This window comes from Tianweitania sp., assembly GCF_032053605.1.
In the GTDB taxonomy this organism is placed as follows: domain Bacteria; phylum Pseudomonadota; class Alphaproteobacteria; order Rhizobiales; family Rhizobiaceae; genus Tianweitania.
This window is the reverse complement of the sequence record NZ_DAMBUH010000006.1, coordinates 21,857-39,960: the sequence shown is the minus strand read 5'-3', so window position 1 is coordinate 39,960 and position 18,104 is coordinate 21,857. Positions and strand designations below refer to the sequence as shown.

At 56.0% G+C, this 18,104-nt stretch carries 15 protein-coding genes and 1 pseudogene; 9 read left to right on the top strand and 7 right to left on the bottom strand.

From position 1 onward, the window contains the following. Positions 1 to 43: 43 nt before the first annotated feature. Both RTX98_RS03020 and RTX98_RS03015 read right to left on the bottom strand, forming a co-directional pair. Positions 44 to 1,141, bottom strand: a complete 1,098-nt coding sequence (locus tag RTX98_RS03020) for an HNH endonuclease domain-containing protein (protein ID WP_312794469.1) — start codon at positions 1,139 to 1,141, stop codon at positions 44 to 46. Between the two features lie 150 nt (positions 1,142 to 1,291). After that, a complete protein-coding gene (locus RTX98_RS03015; protein WP_312794468.1) occupies positions 1,292 to 1,462 on the bottom strand; it encodes a hypothetical protein in 171 nt (56 codons plus the stop codon). Between the two features lie 137 nt (positions 1,463 to 1,599). Between RTX98_RS03015 and RTX98_RS03010 the strand changes: the two genes are divergently transcribed. From RTX98_RS03010 to RTX98_RS02995, 4 genes are all read left to right on the top strand, one after another. Beyond that, entirely contained in the window at positions 1,600 to 2,025 is a 426-nt protein-coding gene (locus tag RTX98_RS03010) for a phage portal protein family protein (RefSeq protein ID WP_312794467.1), read from the top strand. Positions 2,026 to 2,815: 790 nt separating this feature from the next. Next, on the top strand, positions 2,816 to 4,039 hold the full coding sequence (locus RTX98_RS03005) for an SIR2 family protein (RefSeq protein WP_312794466.1): 1,224 nt from the start codon (positions 2,816 to 2,818) through the stop codon (positions 4,037 to 4,039). Then, a complete protein-coding gene (locus RTX98_RS03000) occupies positions 4,036 to 6,789 on the top strand; it encodes a hypothetical protein (RefSeq protein ID WP_312794465.1) in 2,754 nt (917 codons plus the stop codon). The genes RTX98_RS03005 and RTX98_RS03000 overlap by 4 nt, the downstream gene beginning before the upstream one ends. Before the next feature lie 280 nt (positions 6,790 to 7,069). Then, positions 7,070 to 7,441 (top strand): hypothetical protein, encoded by a 372-nt coding sequence (locus tag RTX98_RS02995; protein ID WP_312794464.1) that lies wholly within the window; start codon positions 7,070 to 7,072, stop codon positions 7,439 to 7,441. Here the strand turns inward: RTX98_RS02995 and RTX98_RS02990 are convergent. Then, positions 7,410 to 7,628: a hypothetical protein gene (locus RTX98_RS02990; RefSeq protein WP_312794463.1), complete on the bottom strand. Its 219-nt coding sequence runs from the start codon at positions 7,626 to 7,628 to the stop codon at positions 7,410 to 7,412. The genes RTX98_RS02995 and RTX98_RS02990 overlap by 32 nt on opposite strands. 143 nt (positions 7,629 to 7,771) lie before the next feature. Between RTX98_RS02990 and RTX98_RS02985 the strand changes: the two genes are divergently transcribed. Beyond that, positions 7,772 to 8,356 (top strand): hypothetical protein, encoded by a 585-nt coding sequence (locus RTX98_RS02985; RefSeq protein ID WP_312794462.1) that lies wholly within the window; start codon positions 7,772 to 7,774, stop codon positions 8,354 to 8,356. Then, on the top strand, positions 8,349 to 9,410 hold the full coding sequence (locus RTX98_RS02980; RefSeq protein ID WP_312794461.1) for a hypothetical protein: 1,062 nt from the start codon (positions 8,349 to 8,351) through the stop codon (positions 9,408 to 9,410). The genes RTX98_RS02985 and RTX98_RS02980 overlap by 8 nt, the downstream gene beginning before the upstream one ends. 689 nt (positions 9,411 to 10,099) lie before the next feature. Here the strand turns inward: RTX98_RS02980 and RTX98_RS02975 are convergent. Both RTX98_RS02975 and RTX98_RS02970 read right to left on the bottom strand, forming a co-directional pair. Continuing rightward, positions 10,100 to 10,996 (bottom strand): hypothetical protein, encoded by an 897-nt coding sequence (locus tag RTX98_RS02975; RefSeq protein ID WP_312794459.1) that lies wholly within the window; start codon positions 10,994 to 10,996, stop codon positions 10,100 to 10,102. A 153-nt stretch (positions 10,997 to 11,149) separates the two neighbouring features. Beyond that, a pseudogene (locus RTX98_RS02970) lies at positions 11,150 to 11,275 on the bottom strand (IS3 family transposase); the annotation flags it as partial. 264 nt (positions 11,276 to 11,539) lie between these two features. Here RTX98_RS02970 and RTX98_RS02965 point away from each other — a divergent pair. The 3 genes from RTX98_RS02965 (at position 11,540) to RTX98_RS02955 (ending at position 16,448) form a co-directional block, all read left to right on the top strand. Continuing rightward, positions 11,540 to 12,388 carry a hypothetical protein gene (locus tag RTX98_RS02965; RefSeq protein WP_312794457.1) on the top strand — a complete coding sequence of 283 codons (849 nt, stop codon included), beginning with the start codon at positions 11,540 to 11,542 and terminating at the stop codon, positions 12,386 to 12,388. A gap of 1,999 nt (positions 12,389 to 14,387) precedes the next feature. Further along, positions 14,388 to 14,549: a hypothetical protein gene (locus RTX98_RS02960; protein ID WP_312794456.1), complete on the top strand. Its 162-nt coding sequence runs from the start codon at positions 14,388 to 14,390 to the stop codon at positions 14,547 to 14,549. Between the two features lie 1,176 nt (positions 14,550 to 15,725). Next, positions 15,726 to 16,448 carry a ParA family protein gene (locus tag RTX98_RS02955; protein WP_312794455.1) on the top strand — a complete coding sequence of 241 codons (723 nt, stop codon included), beginning with the start codon at positions 15,726 to 15,728 and terminating at the stop codon, positions 16,446 to 16,448. A gap of 709 nt (positions 16,449 to 17,157) precedes the next feature. On the opposite strand, the gene RTX98_RS02950 is transcribed toward RTX98_RS02955, so the two are convergent. Both RTX98_RS02950 and RTX98_RS02945 read right to left on the bottom strand, forming a co-directional pair. Beyond that, the gene (locus RTX98_RS02950) at positions 17,158 to 17,319 is read right to left on the bottom strand and encodes a helix-turn-helix transcriptional regulator (protein ID WP_312794521.1); all 162 of its coding nucleotides are present in this window, start codon (positions 17,317 to 17,319) and stop codon (positions 17,158 to 17,160) included. 59 nt (positions 17,320 to 17,378) lie between these two features. Beyond that, the coding region (locus RTX98_RS02945) for a site-specific integrase (RefSeq protein WP_312794454.1) at positions 17,379 to 18,104 on the bottom strand (726 nt) is incomplete at its 5' end.

Here is an 18,104-nt window from a genome sequence, read left to right as displayed (position 1 = left end):
ACCCAATCGCACTTGATTGTGCACTCACAAGACAATCAGGGGGTCACGGACGCCAACCGGCCGGGAAACCCATGCGCGCGGCAATTGACATCATTGCCGGCACCACCGACACGTAGGCTTCGTGCAATGCGTCGGGGGCAACCAGGTGCTCTGGTGCAAGTCTTAGGTCGAGGCAGTATTGTTCGACCAATGGGCCATCCTCGCCATTGGCCAAAGCGGCCCTCAACGACATGGCGTGAAATTGCGCCAGCGCGCCAACGAAGATTTGATCCGGGATGCGAGCGCCTTTCGACGTATTAAGGTTCATCGCCACGGGGACGAGATTCCAGATCCGGTCATGCGCGACGAAGCTGCGTGGCAAAAAGTGATCGACGTGAAAATTGGTCCCGAAAGGCGCGTCTGTATAAATACACCTGAGGCGCTCCTGTTCGATGCCGCGAACAAAGAACGCGCGCTGTCTGCTCAGTGAACGCCTGACATTTATCGCCGAAAGCTTTTCCAAGGTGACAGGTACGTTTGGGTTTCGGGCCTGGACCCAGCTGCACCAGACGTTGTCAACCCAGCCCTGGACGACCGGCAGGTTAGCGGTGAAGTACTTCAGCCAATCGTCCCCGAGCACGACCGTTTCACGTGCGATCGCATATATAGGCTCTGTCGATCCGCCGGTCCAAGGCTCGAGCAGGCGTTCGGGCACATACCGCAGGGGCGTATCCTTCCGCCCCGATTTCAAAGCGGCCCGGCTAACGATGAGCGCTTCGGAACGATCCAGTCTGATCCGCTCAGCCGTGCCGATGGCGCCGACCAAGGCCGTGAGCAGATCGTTGCCTGCGGCGTTACCTATTGTCAGCCGGGACACGGCGATCGGCCACCAGGCTCCCATGATCATGTCGGCGAGCAAGTCGTCGAAGGCGATGACTGGCTGCTTCGATCGGTGGACCGCAGCCAGGATGGCTTTGAAGAAGAGGAATTTGTAGGACTGGGTCGCGTTTCTGAATAGCCCAGCAAGCCGATCCACGTCGACGACTTCGCTGAACGGCAGAGTTGCTGTCACGGCAGTGATGGCCTCAACGATGCAGATGGCTTTCGACGATATGCGAAGCCGGCAGTGCAGGCAATCGGAGATGATCTGATGCGGCTGCACTCCGCGGTACCATAAGCCGCTTCCCGACTTGCGCGATCCCAGAGCGGCCCGGTAGCGTTCCACCGAACAATGGCGTGCGAGGGCAGGCAGTTGAGTGATAACTACCAGGGTCCCACTCCCAATCCGCCCAGGGTGGGAAGGATCGTCGCTTCAAAACGCACGCTTAAGGGGCTGGGATTGGAGCAACAAGGAGCTGTTAGAGCTCAATGCATCAAACACGGTATCCTTGGCGAGCGGCGCAAAGGCAAGCACAAGCGGATCGACTTCGACCAGGCGCTGCTCGATGGGCTTTACCAGCGCATCTGCCTGGTCATCGGCCACGTTTGGTCGCCGGCGACCGAAGCTGCCTGGCGCCAGGACATTGTCGACTTCTATGCGGAGGGTGCTGACGAGGAACTGTTCTGCGTACCGAGGCAAGGCTCATCGCCGGCGATTGTGCCGCCATCATTCCGGATGGCATGGCAATCGAATTCATCGAGTCGAAGTCGATCGGCGCCTCGTCAGAACTTTATGACAAGCGTGTCGACTGGTTGGATCGGCAGGTTTCCAAAGCGGTGCTCGGCCAGACCAGGACCACCGATGCGATTTCAGGCGGTCAGGCAGTCAGCAAGGAGCATCGCAAGGTCCAAGAGGACATCCAGCGCGCCGATGCGAAAGCCTTGGCCAGTGTCCTGAACCGTGATCTGGTGCGTGTCTGGATCGACTTGGAACATGGACCGCAAAAGCAATATCCGCGTCTGAAGATCGTGCGGCCGGATGAAGAGGATCTCTACCAACTCACCAGGTCGCTCGGCGTTCTTGTGCCGCTTGGCCTGCGCGTTCAGGCATCCGAGATCCGGGATAAGTTCCGCCTGTCGGATCCGGGCGCGGCGCCGAGGTTTTGACGCCGCAATGTGCCGCACAAAACACTTGCCACAGCACCAAAGCCGGCGGCACGGCCGTCGTTGCACCAGGTGAAGACGGAGGCCGGGCTGGCTGCCGACGAGATCGTCGCGGATGCCGGGTTGCAGCAAGCCGGTCCGGCGGCGACCTTGGGGATGCTCTCAAGTCGGTGAAGGAAAGAGCGACTTTCGACGCCTTCCTGAAGGGTTCACGGCAGCGACTGAGCGGTACGGCTGGTTGGCCGGCGATGATTCGATACCGCGTGGCGCGCTAAGCTGACCTTCCGGGCTATGACAGCACAAGCCTATGCGGCGGGTTGGTGGCAGCAAATTCAGCGGCTGAAACGGGTGCGGCTCTATCTGCGTTACGTTCATGTCGATCCGGACCTGACGCAGCCTGGATCCCGTCATGAGCATGCCGAGTGGCATGGTGTGATCCTGCCTGTTGATCATCCGTGGTGGGACACACATTAGCCGCCCAACGGCTTCAACTGCCGCTGTTATGTGCAGTCGGTCTCCGAGCGGGATCTGGCGCGGTATGGCTGGACGATGTCGGCGGATGCGCCGATCGAGCGGATGGTGATCAAGTTCGTACGAGGCAAGGCGGTTGAGATGCGGGTGGGGCTCGATGCGGGGTTAGGGTTCAATGCAGGTCTGGTGGGGTTAGGGACCCAGAGTTGAAGCGGCTGTCGAGACGACGTCGGCGATTCAGCAGGAAATGTTGTTAAGGACATAGGAACGTTCTAGAACTACGTGCCCCTATAATAAAAAGGGCTTTATAAGAGCCTTCTTTGTGGCGGAGTATGTAGGTTGTGTCTTGGGTCCAGGTATTGAAGATCGTGTGATTTCTCTGGGTAGCGGCTTGGCCGCTATCCCCGAACGTCTTCTGTTGGCTCATGCTCGGGGCGAGGTGCTATTCATCTGCGGAGCAGGAATATCTCTCCCAGCTGGCCTTCCTGATTTTCGCAAACTGGTGATTGATGTTTATTCTCAGCTGGACGCTGGTGTTCATGCGGTTCTTTCCACGCTGCCATCTGGTGTACAGAAACACAGTCAAGTTGATTGTAGTGGGTTGACCGGCCGTCAGACAGCTGAAGTACAGCGATTTATCAATGGTGAATACGACGTCGTCTTGGGAATGCTCGAACGGCGTCTCGATGACCGCACGCGTGGCGATAGCCAAGTAAGGCGTGAAGTTGCCTCGCGGCTTCATTCCAAAACGAGCAAACCAGCCCCAATCCATCGAGCTTTAATGCGGCTAGCTGACCGAGGTGGGTCCACTACTATCGTGACCACGAACTTTGATCTGCTCCTTGAGCTAGCTGCGCAGCGGCTCCGATCTCCTGTTCCAACGTATGCACTGGGTTCAATCCCACGACCTTCGAGGCATTCAGATTTTACAGGTGTGCTCCACATACACGGCGCGCTCGAAAAAAATTCATTGCAGATGTCCGAATTGGTTCTCTCTGACCAAGATTTCGGCGAATTTTACATGCGTCGACGCGTCGTGCCAGATTTCATCTACGATGCGGCAAGACTATTTCATCTCGTTCTGGTTGGGTACAGCCTCAATGACCCACCGATGCGTTACTTGTTGAACGCAGTTGCTGCAGATGGCAGCCGCTTCGACGATCTGAGAGAACGCTACATCTTCTTCGGCTCAGATGTGCCGGATCCTGTCTCTTTAGAAGACTGGAAAGCGCGCGGCATCACGCCAGTTTCTTATGACTCCAACGGCAAACACATATCGTTGCTGGAAACCTTAAATCGTTGGGCCGAACTCTCAGCCGTGAACGGTAAGAAGGAGAAAATTGACAAAGAGCTTCGCCGGATTGTCAAAGCTTCGCGGGCGACAGCTCTAGAAGCTGACCGGGACTTATTCGATCATCTTTTTCGCAGAAGCAATTCAAGTGAACGGGCAAGGCTGGCCAGTTTGATATCTGATGCGAGAGCGGACATCGATTGGCTTACAGCTATTCTTGAGATTGGCGCTGAGCGGGAACGAGGACGCAAATGATGATCCCGGCGTGGGGCTACCTTGAACCTCAAGATAAAGACGCCTTTCGAGCGGCCATTGAGTTTCTTCGTAAGCGTTTGCAAGAAGAAAAAACTGTTACGTGGGCTCTAACAGAGGGCCGGAAGCAACGTATTGCAAAATTGGCGCTTGAAGAGCTTCTAAGCGGTCCCGTCGCAGTGGGTTTGGAGGAACCTTGGGCAAGTACGTGGCGTCTAGTCGAAGAGAGTTGGTCCGCCAGCGAGTTCCGAGAGGATGATGGAACCACTATTCACGCCGTGAACCGTCGACTTCGCGGCGGCGATAATTCCGGTGCCGTTGTTGCCGCTTTGGTCAGCCTCGTGGCCCCGCGCCTGAAGGTTGAACCTATAGAGAAATGGCGTTGGACTTTTACTAAAAAGCCCCGACGCCCAAAATTCTTCGGTGATCTGATTGCGGTAAGCCTGACAAGCGGAGACTTGATATCCCCAGACAAACTTGACCTAGATAAAGTGGACGACCTCCATCTCCTTAAGTCGTTGGCGCGGTCTTTGGAGGCGGTCATCCTGCAGGGATTAGATATCGCTTCCCGTATTGGGTGGGACGGACAGGGAGGTTTATGGAGGCTCGGTGATCTGCGGAGGGTGTACTATGTTTCGCATGCTTCACAGGACGGTGAAAATAGGGATCCGGACCTCTTCCACCGTGGAATCGCGCCGTCAGTGAAGCTTCTGTACGCAGTTGTGTCTCGCATGGCGGATCTTGACCTGAACGGCGCGAGGCTCTTCGTACGAAGTTGGCGGTGGGTTGACACTCCGGTGCATCTCCGACTCTGGGCCGCAATGGCGCGGAATGCTAAACTAGTAACACCCGACGATGTCAGTTCCTTCATCTTGGAACTTAACTCTCGTCAATTCTGGGACTTGCACATCTATCCTGAGGTAGCTGAACTTAGAGCGGCCCGTTTCAATGATCTTTCTGAAAAGACACAGGAGGACATTGCTAATCGTATCCGGAAGGGCCCTCCGCGAAATCACTGGCCAAAGGAATCAGACCCGTCCAAACTGAAGGAAGCACTCCTGTATTGGTCTATTCGTGAGTTCAAACGGATAGAATGTGCCGGCGGGCATCTGACAGGACGTTTGAAGTCGTGGGTCGACGCTCAAGGTAAGCAATTCGACGATCTTGATGTGGTGACTATAGACGAAGGCTTCCTTGAGACGGTTAGTGTCCGGTCGGCACCCCGAAGCCCGGATGATAAATTCAACACGATTGAGGGGACGTCTCGACTACGGGCGCTTGAGACTGCTCTCCAAACAAGACGTGGCGGCTGGGACGACGACCCTGCCGAGCGGGCAAACGATTGGTTGCGTGAGCCAGGAAAGGCCGCCCTAATCCTGAGCGACTTAGAAGCTAGCGGCGACGGTGGAGACGAATTCCCAACGGTCTGGAACCGTTTCGGTTGGGCTCACTCTCCAGAGTCGAAAAGCAGTGCACCAGCGAATCCCGAGGACGAAGTAGAAAGAGTCCTCAAGCTGTTGAACCAACTCTCAAAAGGCACCCTTTTAGCCGCTATTGAAGGCATCAGCGCTTGGCTAAGCGCTTGGGAAAAGCAGCTCGTCACAACGCGGCTCATGCTACCTGTATGGTCTCGGATCTGGCCCATTGCCGTTGACGCAACTAATAAAGCACCCAAGAGCAAGGAGACGGATCTCAGAATAAGGGCTCCTTCCGTCGACGATGATCGGGAGCCGATGGATATCGAGACCCTTAATTCGCCAGCAGGCAAGCTTGTCGGTGTGTTCCTGGCAGCATGCCCAAGACTAAGAAGGGGAAAGCACGCGTTCACGAAGGGCTCCGTGGAACGTAGCATGAGAGACATAGTTGTAGCAGCCGCTGGCACGAGCGGCTTAATCGTCCGAAAGCGCTTAATCGAAGCGTTGCCATACTTTCTAAACGCCGACCCGGAGTGGACGAAAAAGCACCTAGTTGCGCCCCTGAGGCAAGACGATGGAGCGTCGCTAGCGTTGTGGCAAGCCATTGCTCACCGCACGCACTTCACCAAAGTCTTGAAGATCATCGGAAGCGAGATGGCGGACCGAGCAACGGATCTCCGCCTTGCCAGAGAGACAAGGCAGCGACTGGCGTTCAGCATTGTCGTAGAGACCCTTCACGCTTTTCGGGAAGACCGCGAACCCGCGATCCCGTTCCCACGGGTGACGCAGATGCTGAGGACGCTGGATGACGAAATCCGCGCGTCGGCAGCGAACGCAATCCAGCAGTTCGTAAATGAACTCTCTAAATCTGGCGCTAGCCAGGGGCAGGCTGGTGGCGAAGAAGATAACCGCCGAGAACATGCTGGAGACATCTTCCGTTGCGCGGTGGCACCGTTCCTTCTCAGGGTTTGGCCACAAGAGCGATCACTGGCAACACCCGGCGTCAGCAATGCTCTTGCTGATCTTCCGGCGACATCGGGAGAAGCCTTTGCGGAAGCGGTTGAGGTTATCTCACGCTTCTTAGTGCCGTTTGATTGCTGGTCGTTGCTCGATTTTGGTCTCTACGGTGACAAAAATGGAAATAAGAAGCTTGCCCTGATCGATGACGGAGATAAGGCAAGAGCTTTGTTGAATTTGCTCGACCTGACCGTTGGGTCAGTTGAGGGTGCTGTCATCCCGTATGATCTGACTGATGCCTTAGATCAGATCAAAGCTGTTGCACCATCGCTTAGCGAGGAACGTGCCTTTCAACGACTCTCTACCTCGGCTCGACGCTAGGTAGTCAACCTGGAACGCTCAGCTCTATTGTAACTCGTTAACGTCATTTCCCTTGCGGCTATAGCGCCATCTAGGTGGGAGAGCATCGCTCTTGCTTGCAGGCACTCATTGTCGCCTATCTAGCGGCCGCATCTACCTGCCAAGCATTGCGGCATCGCCACCGCGCCGGATCTGATGATCCATGCCTATCAGGCCGCCAACCGTGTTGCGGAAGGCGCGATCGCTGTTGAATGGCGCCGGCGCATTGCCGACATCTACTAGTTTCCGTGAGGCCTGTCTGATGGCGACAGCTCTCATTGGCATGGCGGGTGCTTCGCTCGGCGCCGCCTTTGGGCCGATCGGTCTGATCGCCGGCCGCGCGGTGGGCGCAATCGCCGGTGCCTTTGTTGATCAGGCGATGGTCTCCGCCCTGACGCCTGCCCAAAGGCGTGAAGGGCCTCGGCTCACCAGCACCGACATCCAGACTTCAACCGAAGGCACGGTGATCAACCGGATCTATGGCCGCGCACGCACAGCCGGCTGGGTGATCTGGTCCACGCGCTTCGAGGAAGAGGTCAGCAGGGAGCGGCAGGGCGGCAAAGGCTTTTGGGTCCGAAGGTCGAGGTCACCACCTTTACGCATCATGAGAAAGCCCTGGCGCTCTCGCCATTGATCAAGCTCGTTTCATCCTTGGCGTAGGTATAGATCCAGCTGTGATCGCCGCGCCTGCGGGAAAGCCGTTCGTTGAAAGCGGCCATTATGGCATGACCGGGTCTGATCGCCGGCGGCGTGATGCCGAAGAAGGCGAGTGCCAGCAACACCACCAGCAGCATTGCTAGGATCGAAAAGCCTAGGCTCATTTTTTACCGCTTCTCCTAAGCGGCCGCATCGGCTGAGTTGATTGACGCTCATTGAACCCTTGCCCCGCAAAGCAGAGCTGGCTTGTACCTATGCGTAGCGGGATCTTCTCAGTAAGAAGCTTTAGATCAGGTTGAGATTGGCAATGCACAAAGAATCGATCAAGAAATATCTGAAGCCAAGTACGATCCTATCGCGCAGAAGCACGATCAATAACGCGTTTATCTCCGCGCTTGCGCCTTTTGATACCTACTCAGAGGAGGAGGTTCGTTCGGCCATCTTGGATCTTGGCCAAGATCCCGATGGTGAGCTGAGTTGTATCTACTGCCCCGCACTGGCCGCAACTTGGGACCACCTTTTCAATCGCGTTGTGGGTGGCAAATTTTCTGGACACGGTCATCGCATTCGCAACCTGGTTCCCTGCTGTCGGACCTGTAACGAGCGAAAAGGTGGCAAATCCTGGCGAGTCTTTCTTGAAGAACGGGCACACCAGGATCTTGAGGCGCGAATAGCCACCATCGACCACTTCGTTTCGCGGGCTACAGCTTCGATAGTCGATCACGCAAAGCTCGAGGGCTTGGCGCTTGAAGAACTGTCTCGCTTCGAAGCAATCCGCGCGGAAGTGTTTCAACTGATGAAGGAAGCCGATCTGCTTGCCGTCGCAATTCGCAACAAGGTCGCTCCCCAGGGATCGACGTCATTGGCTAAGGCAGTGGCCGAACATGAGTGATCACTTCCAGCCAAACAGCCAGAAAAAAGAGCAGAACCCCGCCTCCCATAGAAGCAACGCGATAGGCATAGCCATAACCCTCCTCGCAGCAGTGCTCGGTTTAGCTTGGCTCTGGTCTGTCTATTGGATTTTCACCCTCCAAGACAGTGCAAACGACATTTCGGTTCGCGAACGCATAGATATGGCCCGGAATGTCGGCCTGCTCCTGCTCGGGCTCGTCGGTTTACCCCTAGCGATCTGGCGAAGCTGGACTGCAAGCCTACAAACTCGGGAAGCCATTGCACAGGGAAAGCGCGTCGAAAGGCAACTCATCTACACGGCTCGGCAGATTGCTGTCACAGAAGAGAGCAATCTTGCAAAACTGTTCCAAGATGGGGTGGCCGCACTGGTCGATTCGGACCCAGTCAAAGTCTCTGCTGGCATAGCCACTTTGAGTATCGTGGCCCGGACTGCTGCTGAGCCATTCGGCAACGAAGCACGAGTCCTGCTTCTCCAATATGTGAGGAAGTTTGGTGAACAGGGACACGGCGGTCAAAATGTACAAAGGGCCATTACCGCTCTAAACAGTGCCTACACCGTCAGATCGGATAACGTCATGGATCAATTGAATTTCGAAGAGGATGCTGACGAGGGAGCGCGCTACGATGATTATGAGGCCCCTTGGGAGTTGGTCTTTGGCGCTGAGCATTGCAGTTACTCAGGCGGAGTATTTTACGGCCGGAGTTTCGAAGGTGAGCTACACGGATTCATATTTCGCGGCACCACCTTCATGCAATGCGCGATCGATAACCTAGATCATCTTGATGTTCACAATTGTTTCTTTAATCAATGTCGTATCAAGGCCGGCACTCTAAAGGAGGCGGATCGATCGAGTTTCTATCGGTGCGATTTTAGCGCCGCTGTTCTGCAGTTAGGCGATGAGATCACTGATTTGGGTGAGAAAGGTAACTACTATCGGCCTGGGAAAACTCCAAAGCTGATGAAAGGTGGAATGCCGGTCGAGCTAAGTGACTTCCTAGTGGAAAGATCACCAGGCACCCCATTGCTGCCCTAAGAGCGCGTAAGCAAAATCGGCTCGCAAACTAGCTTGCCGAATCCGGAATATGTTCCTAGTTCGTTCACCTATGACGCGGACGATCGATACGCTGGGTAAAGCCGCTCCGGCACCATTTCTTGTTGCAGGTGCGGTGCCCCGCCTGCCATGCATCACGTTATTATCCTACCGCTGACCTCGCGCGCATCTACGGCGCTGGCCGGGATCCGCTTCAGCTTACCTTTGGTTGTGAGCGCTGCAACCCGCAGCCGAGACTTTCGCTGGTCGCGCCAAGCTGCCTGCCGGCGGAGACGGTGATCCAACAGCTTCAAGGTAAAGGCCGTGACGCTCGCTGGGTCGACAAGAAACTTGAATCGGCCCGCTCGCTGCACGATGCCTGGACGGACTATCAGACCTTGGTCATTTCCTACGAAACGTAGCGGGAACCACGATCGGGATGTCCTTGCCGAACTTGCCCGGTGCGGATGCAGCAAGCAACGGCTGAGCTTGAGCCTGGGCCGGTGGACGCTTGAACGTGCCCGTTTGCTGATGCGACTGATGTCCGAAAAGCCAGTTCCAAAGCCCCGCCATCCCCTCCCGCGTGTCCGCTATGGCATCATGTTGGCAGGTGACGACGCACGCAAGCTGGCTCCCTCGGCGGGGAGCGCTTGACGATATATTGGCCGCTGTAGCGGTAGGCGCTGCGCTGGTCAGCTGATCATGGAGTGGATGAGCGCGAGAACGCCACTTGCCGCAAGATTGCCTGCGGCACCGCTCACTGCGGTCCGAAGGTCAATTAGTGCGCCTTGAACCTTATCGGCGTTTGGTTCGGCCTTGTCATTCTCGGCGCGAAGTTCGTCGATGGCACGCCCCAAGGCAATGGGATTGGCGCCAGCTTCCACGAGTTGCTGGCTTCCGGCGGACACCTCACGAACAAGGCGTTTCAGCGTGTCCTGTTTGACCGAGGTGACGGTGATGTCGCCGGACGTGTTTCCGGCGCCGAGATTGCCGGCAAAGTTGCCGATTGAACCGATATTGTAGGTGACGGGACTCACTTGAGCTCGAGATTTCTCTTGTGCGCTGAAGGTGAAACCTTCTCCCTGAATGCCAGCTTGTTCCAACCGGAGGGACCAATCAAGAACGAGATTTCGAACGGCCGAGAGTATGCTCGATAGCTGGCTGACGGCCAAATGATTGCCCATCTGGCCAATGTCCTCGTTAAGGATCTTGTTGAGCATGGCGATGTTTTCTGCCGGAAACGGCTTCTGCAGCGTGTCGCGTGGATCGTGATTTTGTGTAGTTGTTTCCAGGGAAGGAACAGCGTCAAAGACGCTGCAGTCGGATAGCAGCTTGTTCACTTCAGCTTCGTGGAAGACGATTGGTAGCCAGCCCTGGTACGGGTTGAGCCCCATCGGCCTCCCTTTCAACAGCCTGTACTCGGGCAAGTCCTCCTTTGACTTGTAGCCATTCAACTCATTCTCCACCCAGCCTTCGACGCCACCGAGCTGCATCTTCACTGCCGCCACTTTGACCTTTCGCAGTAGGGTCGCGACGGGCACGTTCGGATCGAGCGCATCTCGCTGAATTTCTTCGATCAGGCCGGCCATCTTTCCTCGCTGCCTCTCAACGCCTCAAGCGTGCTGAGAAATCCATAAGCCCCATGTAAATGCAAGATCCCACCTCAAGAAGGCATCAGGCACGCGCACGCAAGCCTTCGCCCCGAAGGGTGAATAGTCCCGGTTTTCTTGGACACCTTCGGGTTATATTTTCTGCCGCCGTTTAAATTCGACAGGCGACAGCATTTCGTCGCGGGCGTGCTTTCGCTTCGGGTTATAGAACATCTCAATGTAGTCGAACACGTCCTGCCTTGCTTCCTCGCGTGTGCTGAGCGTCTAAGAAGCTTTTACGATGAGCTTCTTAGACGTATCACTAAATGTTTCTTGAAGCTGCTACGCCCTCGCTACAGGATCGGCATCGAAATCAGCCGCCGGCTCCTATGATAGCGGTCCGAAAAACGAAGAATTTCCCAGGATTTGTCTGGCCCTATTAAGGTCAAAACACCAATTTTATCAGAGAATTAGGTGGTACCCTTCATTCGCCTTCGAGAGTGTCAGGCAATAAATTGTATTCACGGTGATCGAGAGATCAACGTGGGCAGCGAGCCAGTGGCTCGGGGCTTGTCGGGGGAGGTGAGCCTACTCTTCAAATCTCCCCCAGGGGGGAAACGGAAACCTCCCCCGCGGGGGAAACTAGAGGATAAAGTGATGAACGCGACGAACGAAAGCGCAAAGGCGCTCGGTTATCAGGCTTCGACGGTTATCGCTCACATCATGGACATGGACGTCGACGCCGGCGGCAACGCCGAAAAGGCAGCGTGGAAGCGGTATCTTGTCCTGATCCTCATGGCGCAAGCCAAGGCGGCCGACAAAAAGAAGCTGATTGAAGCCGTTTTCGGCAAGGGTGAGAAGGCTTCCAAGACGTTCCAGAATATGTGGGGTGTCGCATCCAATGCCCGCAACGTGGTGCTGGGCAATCGGTCATGGGATGACATTCGATCCATGTCCATCGCGGAAGCCAAGTACGCCGTGTTGCTGGCGGTAAACGGCCACGTGGGAGCCTTGGAAGTCTCCTCGAAGAATGACTATGCGGCGGTCTGCATGCTGAGCCCCTCGGAAGCGTTGGCAAAGCGCGAAGCCGATGCGGAAGCCGCGAAGGAAGCGGAAGCGGAAGCCGCTGCAAAGGCGGAAGCCGCCAAGGAAGCCAAAACCGCCAAGGAAGCCGCTGCCAAGGCGGAAGCCGATGCCAGACCGGAACGGTCGCCAGCCGATGCCGCAATCGGCGTGCTGCACGATGCCCACCGGAACAACCTGATGCAGGTAGCCGGGTTCATCCTCTCGAAAATCAGCGTCGAGGACATGAAGCTGATGCAAGAGACACTCAGGGCGATGCTAACCAATGCCACCCGTGAAGTGGCCGCACCGCTGGCGATCGCCGCCTGATGATTTCCTCCCCGAAGGCTCCCCCAATGGGAGCCTTGCCCTACATCTCACCACAGGTGGAGGGCGTATTTCAACGTGTCGCGATAGGTTTCGGCTTCCAAGTCGAAGAACGCGAGTTTCAGGACTCGGATCTTCCGAGTTAAGGCTAGGTTCTGTGAACCTGTTGATCTCAACAAAACGATGCTCGAGGCCATTCGAGAGTTAGTTCAGGGACCGACCGTTCCGTGATCGCCTCCCGGTGGGGCTCCGGAGACGATCAAGAACCATGAACTAGAGCCGAGATCATCGGCGCACCGGGGCTGGGCTCGTAAAGGCTTCAGCGATGCGCCGCTGGTTAATTATCAATCGGACCACGGGCGTGCTTTTGTTCGGGTTCGCGGTTCGCTGACGTGGATCAGATCAAACTCGCGGCTCACAAGCTCAGTTGTCCAGGAAGATCTGTACTGGCGGGCGTCAGTTTGGATCGAGAGGTGACCGAAAATAACGGAGTGTTATGCGATGTTGCGCTCAGCTGTTCTCACTTCCTCAGCAATCATCAACCTTTTTTGGAGAATCGCATGAAGGAGTTTTTCTATCTCGACGCTCGCGGCAGGCTATTGGGTTCAGTCATGGCCTTCACGTTTCGCGATGCACATGCTTGGCTCGGTGAGCAGTGTATCAGGTATACCAGCGTGACCCAGTTCAAGCCTACAGCTGGCAAGGACGAGTATCGCCAACGCCGTGAGCACCACGACCACGCTGCAAGATTTGGCTCGTCGGCTACGCGGTCAGGGTGGTGCTCGTAGCCAGCATTGAACGATGCCTAGAGATGTGAACCGGGTGGGTAGGGCTGAGAAGAGGCCATAATTGTTAACTGCCATGCTGGCGCATTCGAGTTCCAAGTTGGCTGGCATGAGCCTCAGAAGCGCATAGTGGCCGAAGCAGCCGAAACTCCACCGGCGGCTATTCAGCCTTCCGGCCACACCGGGGACACACTAAAAATTCTACAGAGCGTTTCTCTGTGGCAAGGCGAGTATCCATGTACATAATCAAGACCGCAGTTCCACAATTCAGGAAACGGGGGACAATTTGATGGTCGATCAGGAGGTCATTCACGTTACGTGATGCTCTTGCCTGGCTCGGATCGCAAGGTGTGAGCTACCACAGCGGGACGCAGTTCAAGCATCGGACTCGCAGAGCCGGGATCGCCGGCTGCGGATGGCTGAAGCGGCACGACCGCCGGCTAAAAGCTGTGGATCTGCTCGATCCTGGCCACTCTGGTGTTCCTGCACCGATGCAGTGGCGGGTGGCCAATATGAACCGGTTTGTGGCTTTACGGGCTAGGAACCGAGTTCTGGATCAGGCTCGGCTAGTAGGTGGGCGGATGTACCAGTACAGTGTACTGATGTGAGCCTTGATGTTTGGGCTCAGTTCGATTTCTAAAGGTATTCTTTTTCTTCTATTTCTTCGTTAGAGAGAGAAAAGAGTATAGTGTACTAAGAGGAGATTAGAGAACGTAATCACCCTCTGATTTCAGCCCACCTACCCTTTGCTGGCAATTATGGCCAGAAACCGCTCACCTGCGGCCGATTGCACCCTCCCGAGTTCACACATCACTCAACCTGACAAAATGCACGGAGACCCACTCTCTGCGGCGAGGAGGCTCTATTGGCTAGTTCTGCCTTCATGCTGACGCGGAGACTCCCCTCCGGACCCACCTCATGAACGGTATGACTTGGTTCAACGCTGCCGATGTCTACGCGGCTCTGAACCTGAACCCGACGGATGTGGCATGGTTAACAAAGGTAAGCACGAGGCTCATATAGGGTTATCTCCCGAACCGGGTTCAGTCCTTTGCTTGCTCATCGATACAGGCATGCCAATGGTTTTTAAATCACCACTGGCAATAATGGCTAGAAACCGCTCTCCAGCGGCCGATTAACCCCCTAGGCAGTCCCCAACATCAACCAAGACCATAAAGCGCCCCACAGACCCTGTTTCTGTGGCGAGGAGACCCGTTATGGCACTTTACTCAACCTTGATGCTCAACTCGGGCACAATCCGGACTTTCGTCGAGGCTGGCACGGTTCACTACCTCGCCAGCCACATCAACGACGTACTCAGCATTCGCCTAAACCAAGAGTCAGCCCGATACGCAAACCTGAACCTGAACCTGAATTAAAACCACATCCGCTTCCTGCGCCCGCCCCTGGAAAGGGAACAAGCGTGAATGTTGTCACTATCGAAGGCTTCCGAGCCTTTGCCAAGGACAGGCCGACATCCTGAAGGCACTCGGTGAAGGACGTCACACTCAGTCCGAGTTCGCCGTCCTCAACGTGAAGGACGGACGCGATGATCTTTGCGGCCGTACATCATGGTCACCCGCTGTAGCTGTGCGCTCGCAAGAGCCGGGGTCGCCTGTGGCGGCTGAGCGAGCAAGAGGCGGCATAAGCGCCGGGTACAAGCTGTGGCTCGCCGGTAAAGCTATCGTGGTGCTGGCCCTCGCGGGCTGGTGATGGCGCACGCAATGAACTGGCGGGTAGCAATGAACCAGCTGGGTCGGGTTGCCTACATAATCTGGATCTGGTTCGGGTTCCGATGGCGAGGTGGTTGACTAATCAGTGAGCGGATGGGCCAGTACAGTGTACTGATGCGCTCTCGAATGTGTCGGATTCAAACGCAATTCTAGTGGTTTTATATTTTCTCTTTTTCTCCTTCAGGAGAGAGAAAGAGTATAGTGTACTAAATAGATTTTGGTAAAAGGCCGAAGCCTCTACCATTCTGGGAACTCCTCCAGAAACCCTGCGGGCCACTTCGGCCAGAAATGGCCCGCCAGCGGCCGATCCGGCCCGGCGCCGCAACTAACCACCACTTGACCCGACAAAACGGCCACAGACCCCCTCCCTGTGGCGAGGAGCGCATCTACGTGTACAGTCAGCTACCGCAGTTCGACTGTCCAAGTCACAGACGACGGTTTGATCGTCGCCCAGGACCTGACTCAAATGCTGCATGGGTGCCAGGACCGCGACATGCTCGCCGGGGTTCCCGCCCACCACATCTGCTCCGTGAATCGCAAGCAATTGAGGAGCAACGTCGACGGACTCCGACCCACCGTTCGCCTGCCAACCCAAGCCGGAGCCGCGACCCTCGTTCTACGAACCTATGCTACACTTGGCATCCTGCTCTTCGCCACCGACGTCGCCCTCCGCTACAAGGAACCTTCACGGTGATCTTTGTCCACCTTCATCGCTTGGCGGTAGCAAGCCGATGTCGCGACGCATCAAGCTTCCGCAGCCCGATGTCAAATTAGGTCATCAGGCGAAAGTGCTGGATTTCTGCTTGATCTTGGAGACGTTGGATGAACATGGGATCCTGTCAAGGATCTTGGTTCATCGGTGATCACGTTATGCCTATCATAAGCGTGGCAAACCCACAGGGTGGCGCAGGAAAGTCGACTTCAACCCTCGTCTTGGCCACAACCCTTGCGCAGCAAGGCGCCAGCGTAGCAATTCTCGAATGTGACCCAAACCGGCCGATCATGGGCTGGAAAGCAGGACAGTCCAACAACACCGTCTTCGTCGATTGCGAAATCACGGAAAGCACGATTACCGCGAAGCTGGACGCCTATCGCAAGCGGTTCCAGTTAGTCATCGTGGATCTCGAAAGCACAGCCAGTCGGCTCATGTCACGAGCACTCGCTCGGTCTCAGCTGGTGATCATCCCGGTCCAAGCCAGCCCCAATGACGCCGAGCTGGCGGCGCGAACCATCCACCTGATCCAGGAGGAAGAGGCCGCTTTCGAGAAGGTGATCCCCTATAAGATCCTGTTCACGAGAACCTCCCCTGTGATCCAGACACGGATCGAGAAGGCGATCATCAAACAGCTGGCCGATGCCGGCGTCCCTCGCTTCCAGGCTCACCTGAACGAGCGAGCCGCGTTCAAGGCGATCTTCTATCATCAGCGGGATCTGGCCGAGCTAGACGACAGCGAGGTGAACGGATTACCCGCGGCAAGAGACAACGCCTTGCGGTTGACCAGCGAGCTGGTCGACTTGCTCACTAGGGAGAAGGCAGCAGCATGAACGGAAGAACCTGGGTTTCGGGAAGCTGGCTCAGATCAAGCCTGACCGGGCAGATGAGCCGGCGGTGCCTGATGCCGCGATCGACGCAGTTGCCGACCGCTATGGCTTTGTCATCCGTGAACCGGTCACGAAGCTGACGCGGCGCACGCCTGCCGAGCCTTCGGCCAACCTGAACATTCGGTTCCGGTGCCCGTCCTCCATCGCTTCGTTCAGTTCTGCGAAGATAACCGCTATAGCTATCCGGAAGCCCTCGACGTCTTGCTGAAGAGGGCAGGGAAATAGATGCGTCAGCGTTGACGCACGTTAATGCAGGTTTGAGAGCAGAAGCAGCAAGGCCGAGTCAGCCGGCGCAACCGGGAGGATGAGCCTACCCGGTTGAGGCAAACAGGCTTTGCTCTCGAAACTGGAGGTGAGCATGTGGTTCATACCGCTTAGCATCAACCTCAAAATGAAGAAGACCCGGAGTCGCTGGCAAGTGACACTCCGGGTCCAACTTTTCATCTAAGAGGAAACGAGGGGTGGGCGAACGCTCTCCCCTCACTCAGACCAAAATATAGCACTACCCATAGACCCCATCAAGGAGGTCTCCCAGAGCGGCCCGCCTGAACCAGTTGCGACATCGGCGCAAGGGTCTATAGCTGCCTCATACAGGAAGGTCCCCCTCTTCCACCCTATGTTCCTGCCTTTGGCAGAGCACTTGCTGCAAAGGCTATTGCATCCGCGATGCAATCCATTTCTCGACGGAACCGACAGTGAATGCAATGCGTGACGCGCTCAGCCGAACACCCTTGGGAAATTCGTTCCTTTGCTGCAGACGCCAGATCGTCGTACGGGACAGGGATGTCGATTTGCAGACTTCTTTCACGGTCATGAGGTTGTTCATTTTAGCTCCTTAGTGATTAGGTTGTTTGGAAAAGAGGGTTGTGCAGGTTATCCAACGGCAGAAATCTCGTCCGCAGGAGATTGTGCTGTCAGAACAAACATCTCCCACGCATTCATGATGCGACGGCGTGCTTCGAGGGAGTTGCCCCGCCGATAAGCGCGCTCCACCGCACTGCCTATCGTGTGAGCAAGGCATGCTTCGGCGTGTTCGCGCGAAAAGTCAGTCTTCTCCCCACACCAGTCCCGGAAAGTGGAGCGAAAGCCGTGAACTGTGTAACCCTTCGTCAGACTGTGCAGCACCTTCGACATCGTCATGTCTGAAAGAGGCGTATTCTCGCGAGATCCCGGGAAAACAAAGTTCGAATGACGGATTTCCCGCATGCGTTCTACGATCAAGATACTGCTGTCACACAAAGGGATGGAGTGTTCCTTGTTCGCCTTCATGCGTGCTGCAGGAACGACCCAGAGTTTCTTGTCTACATCGAACTCTGACCATGTTGCTCCGCGTATCTCCCCGGAACGAGCAGCTGTAAGAATAAGAAGCTGAAGAGCCGCCGCTGCAATCGTGTCCAACTCCTCAAGGCTTTTCCAGAACTCAGGTAGGTCTGAGAAGGGCAAAGCTGGATGGTGGCCACGTTGGAGCTTCTGGCGTTTGGGTAAGAGAAGCTGAAGGTGCCCATGCCAAGCGGCTGGGTTTTCACCCGAGCGATGCCCGTGAACTTTGGCTGCGTTAAGAACACGCTCAATGCGTCCCCGAATGCGGGACGCTGTTTC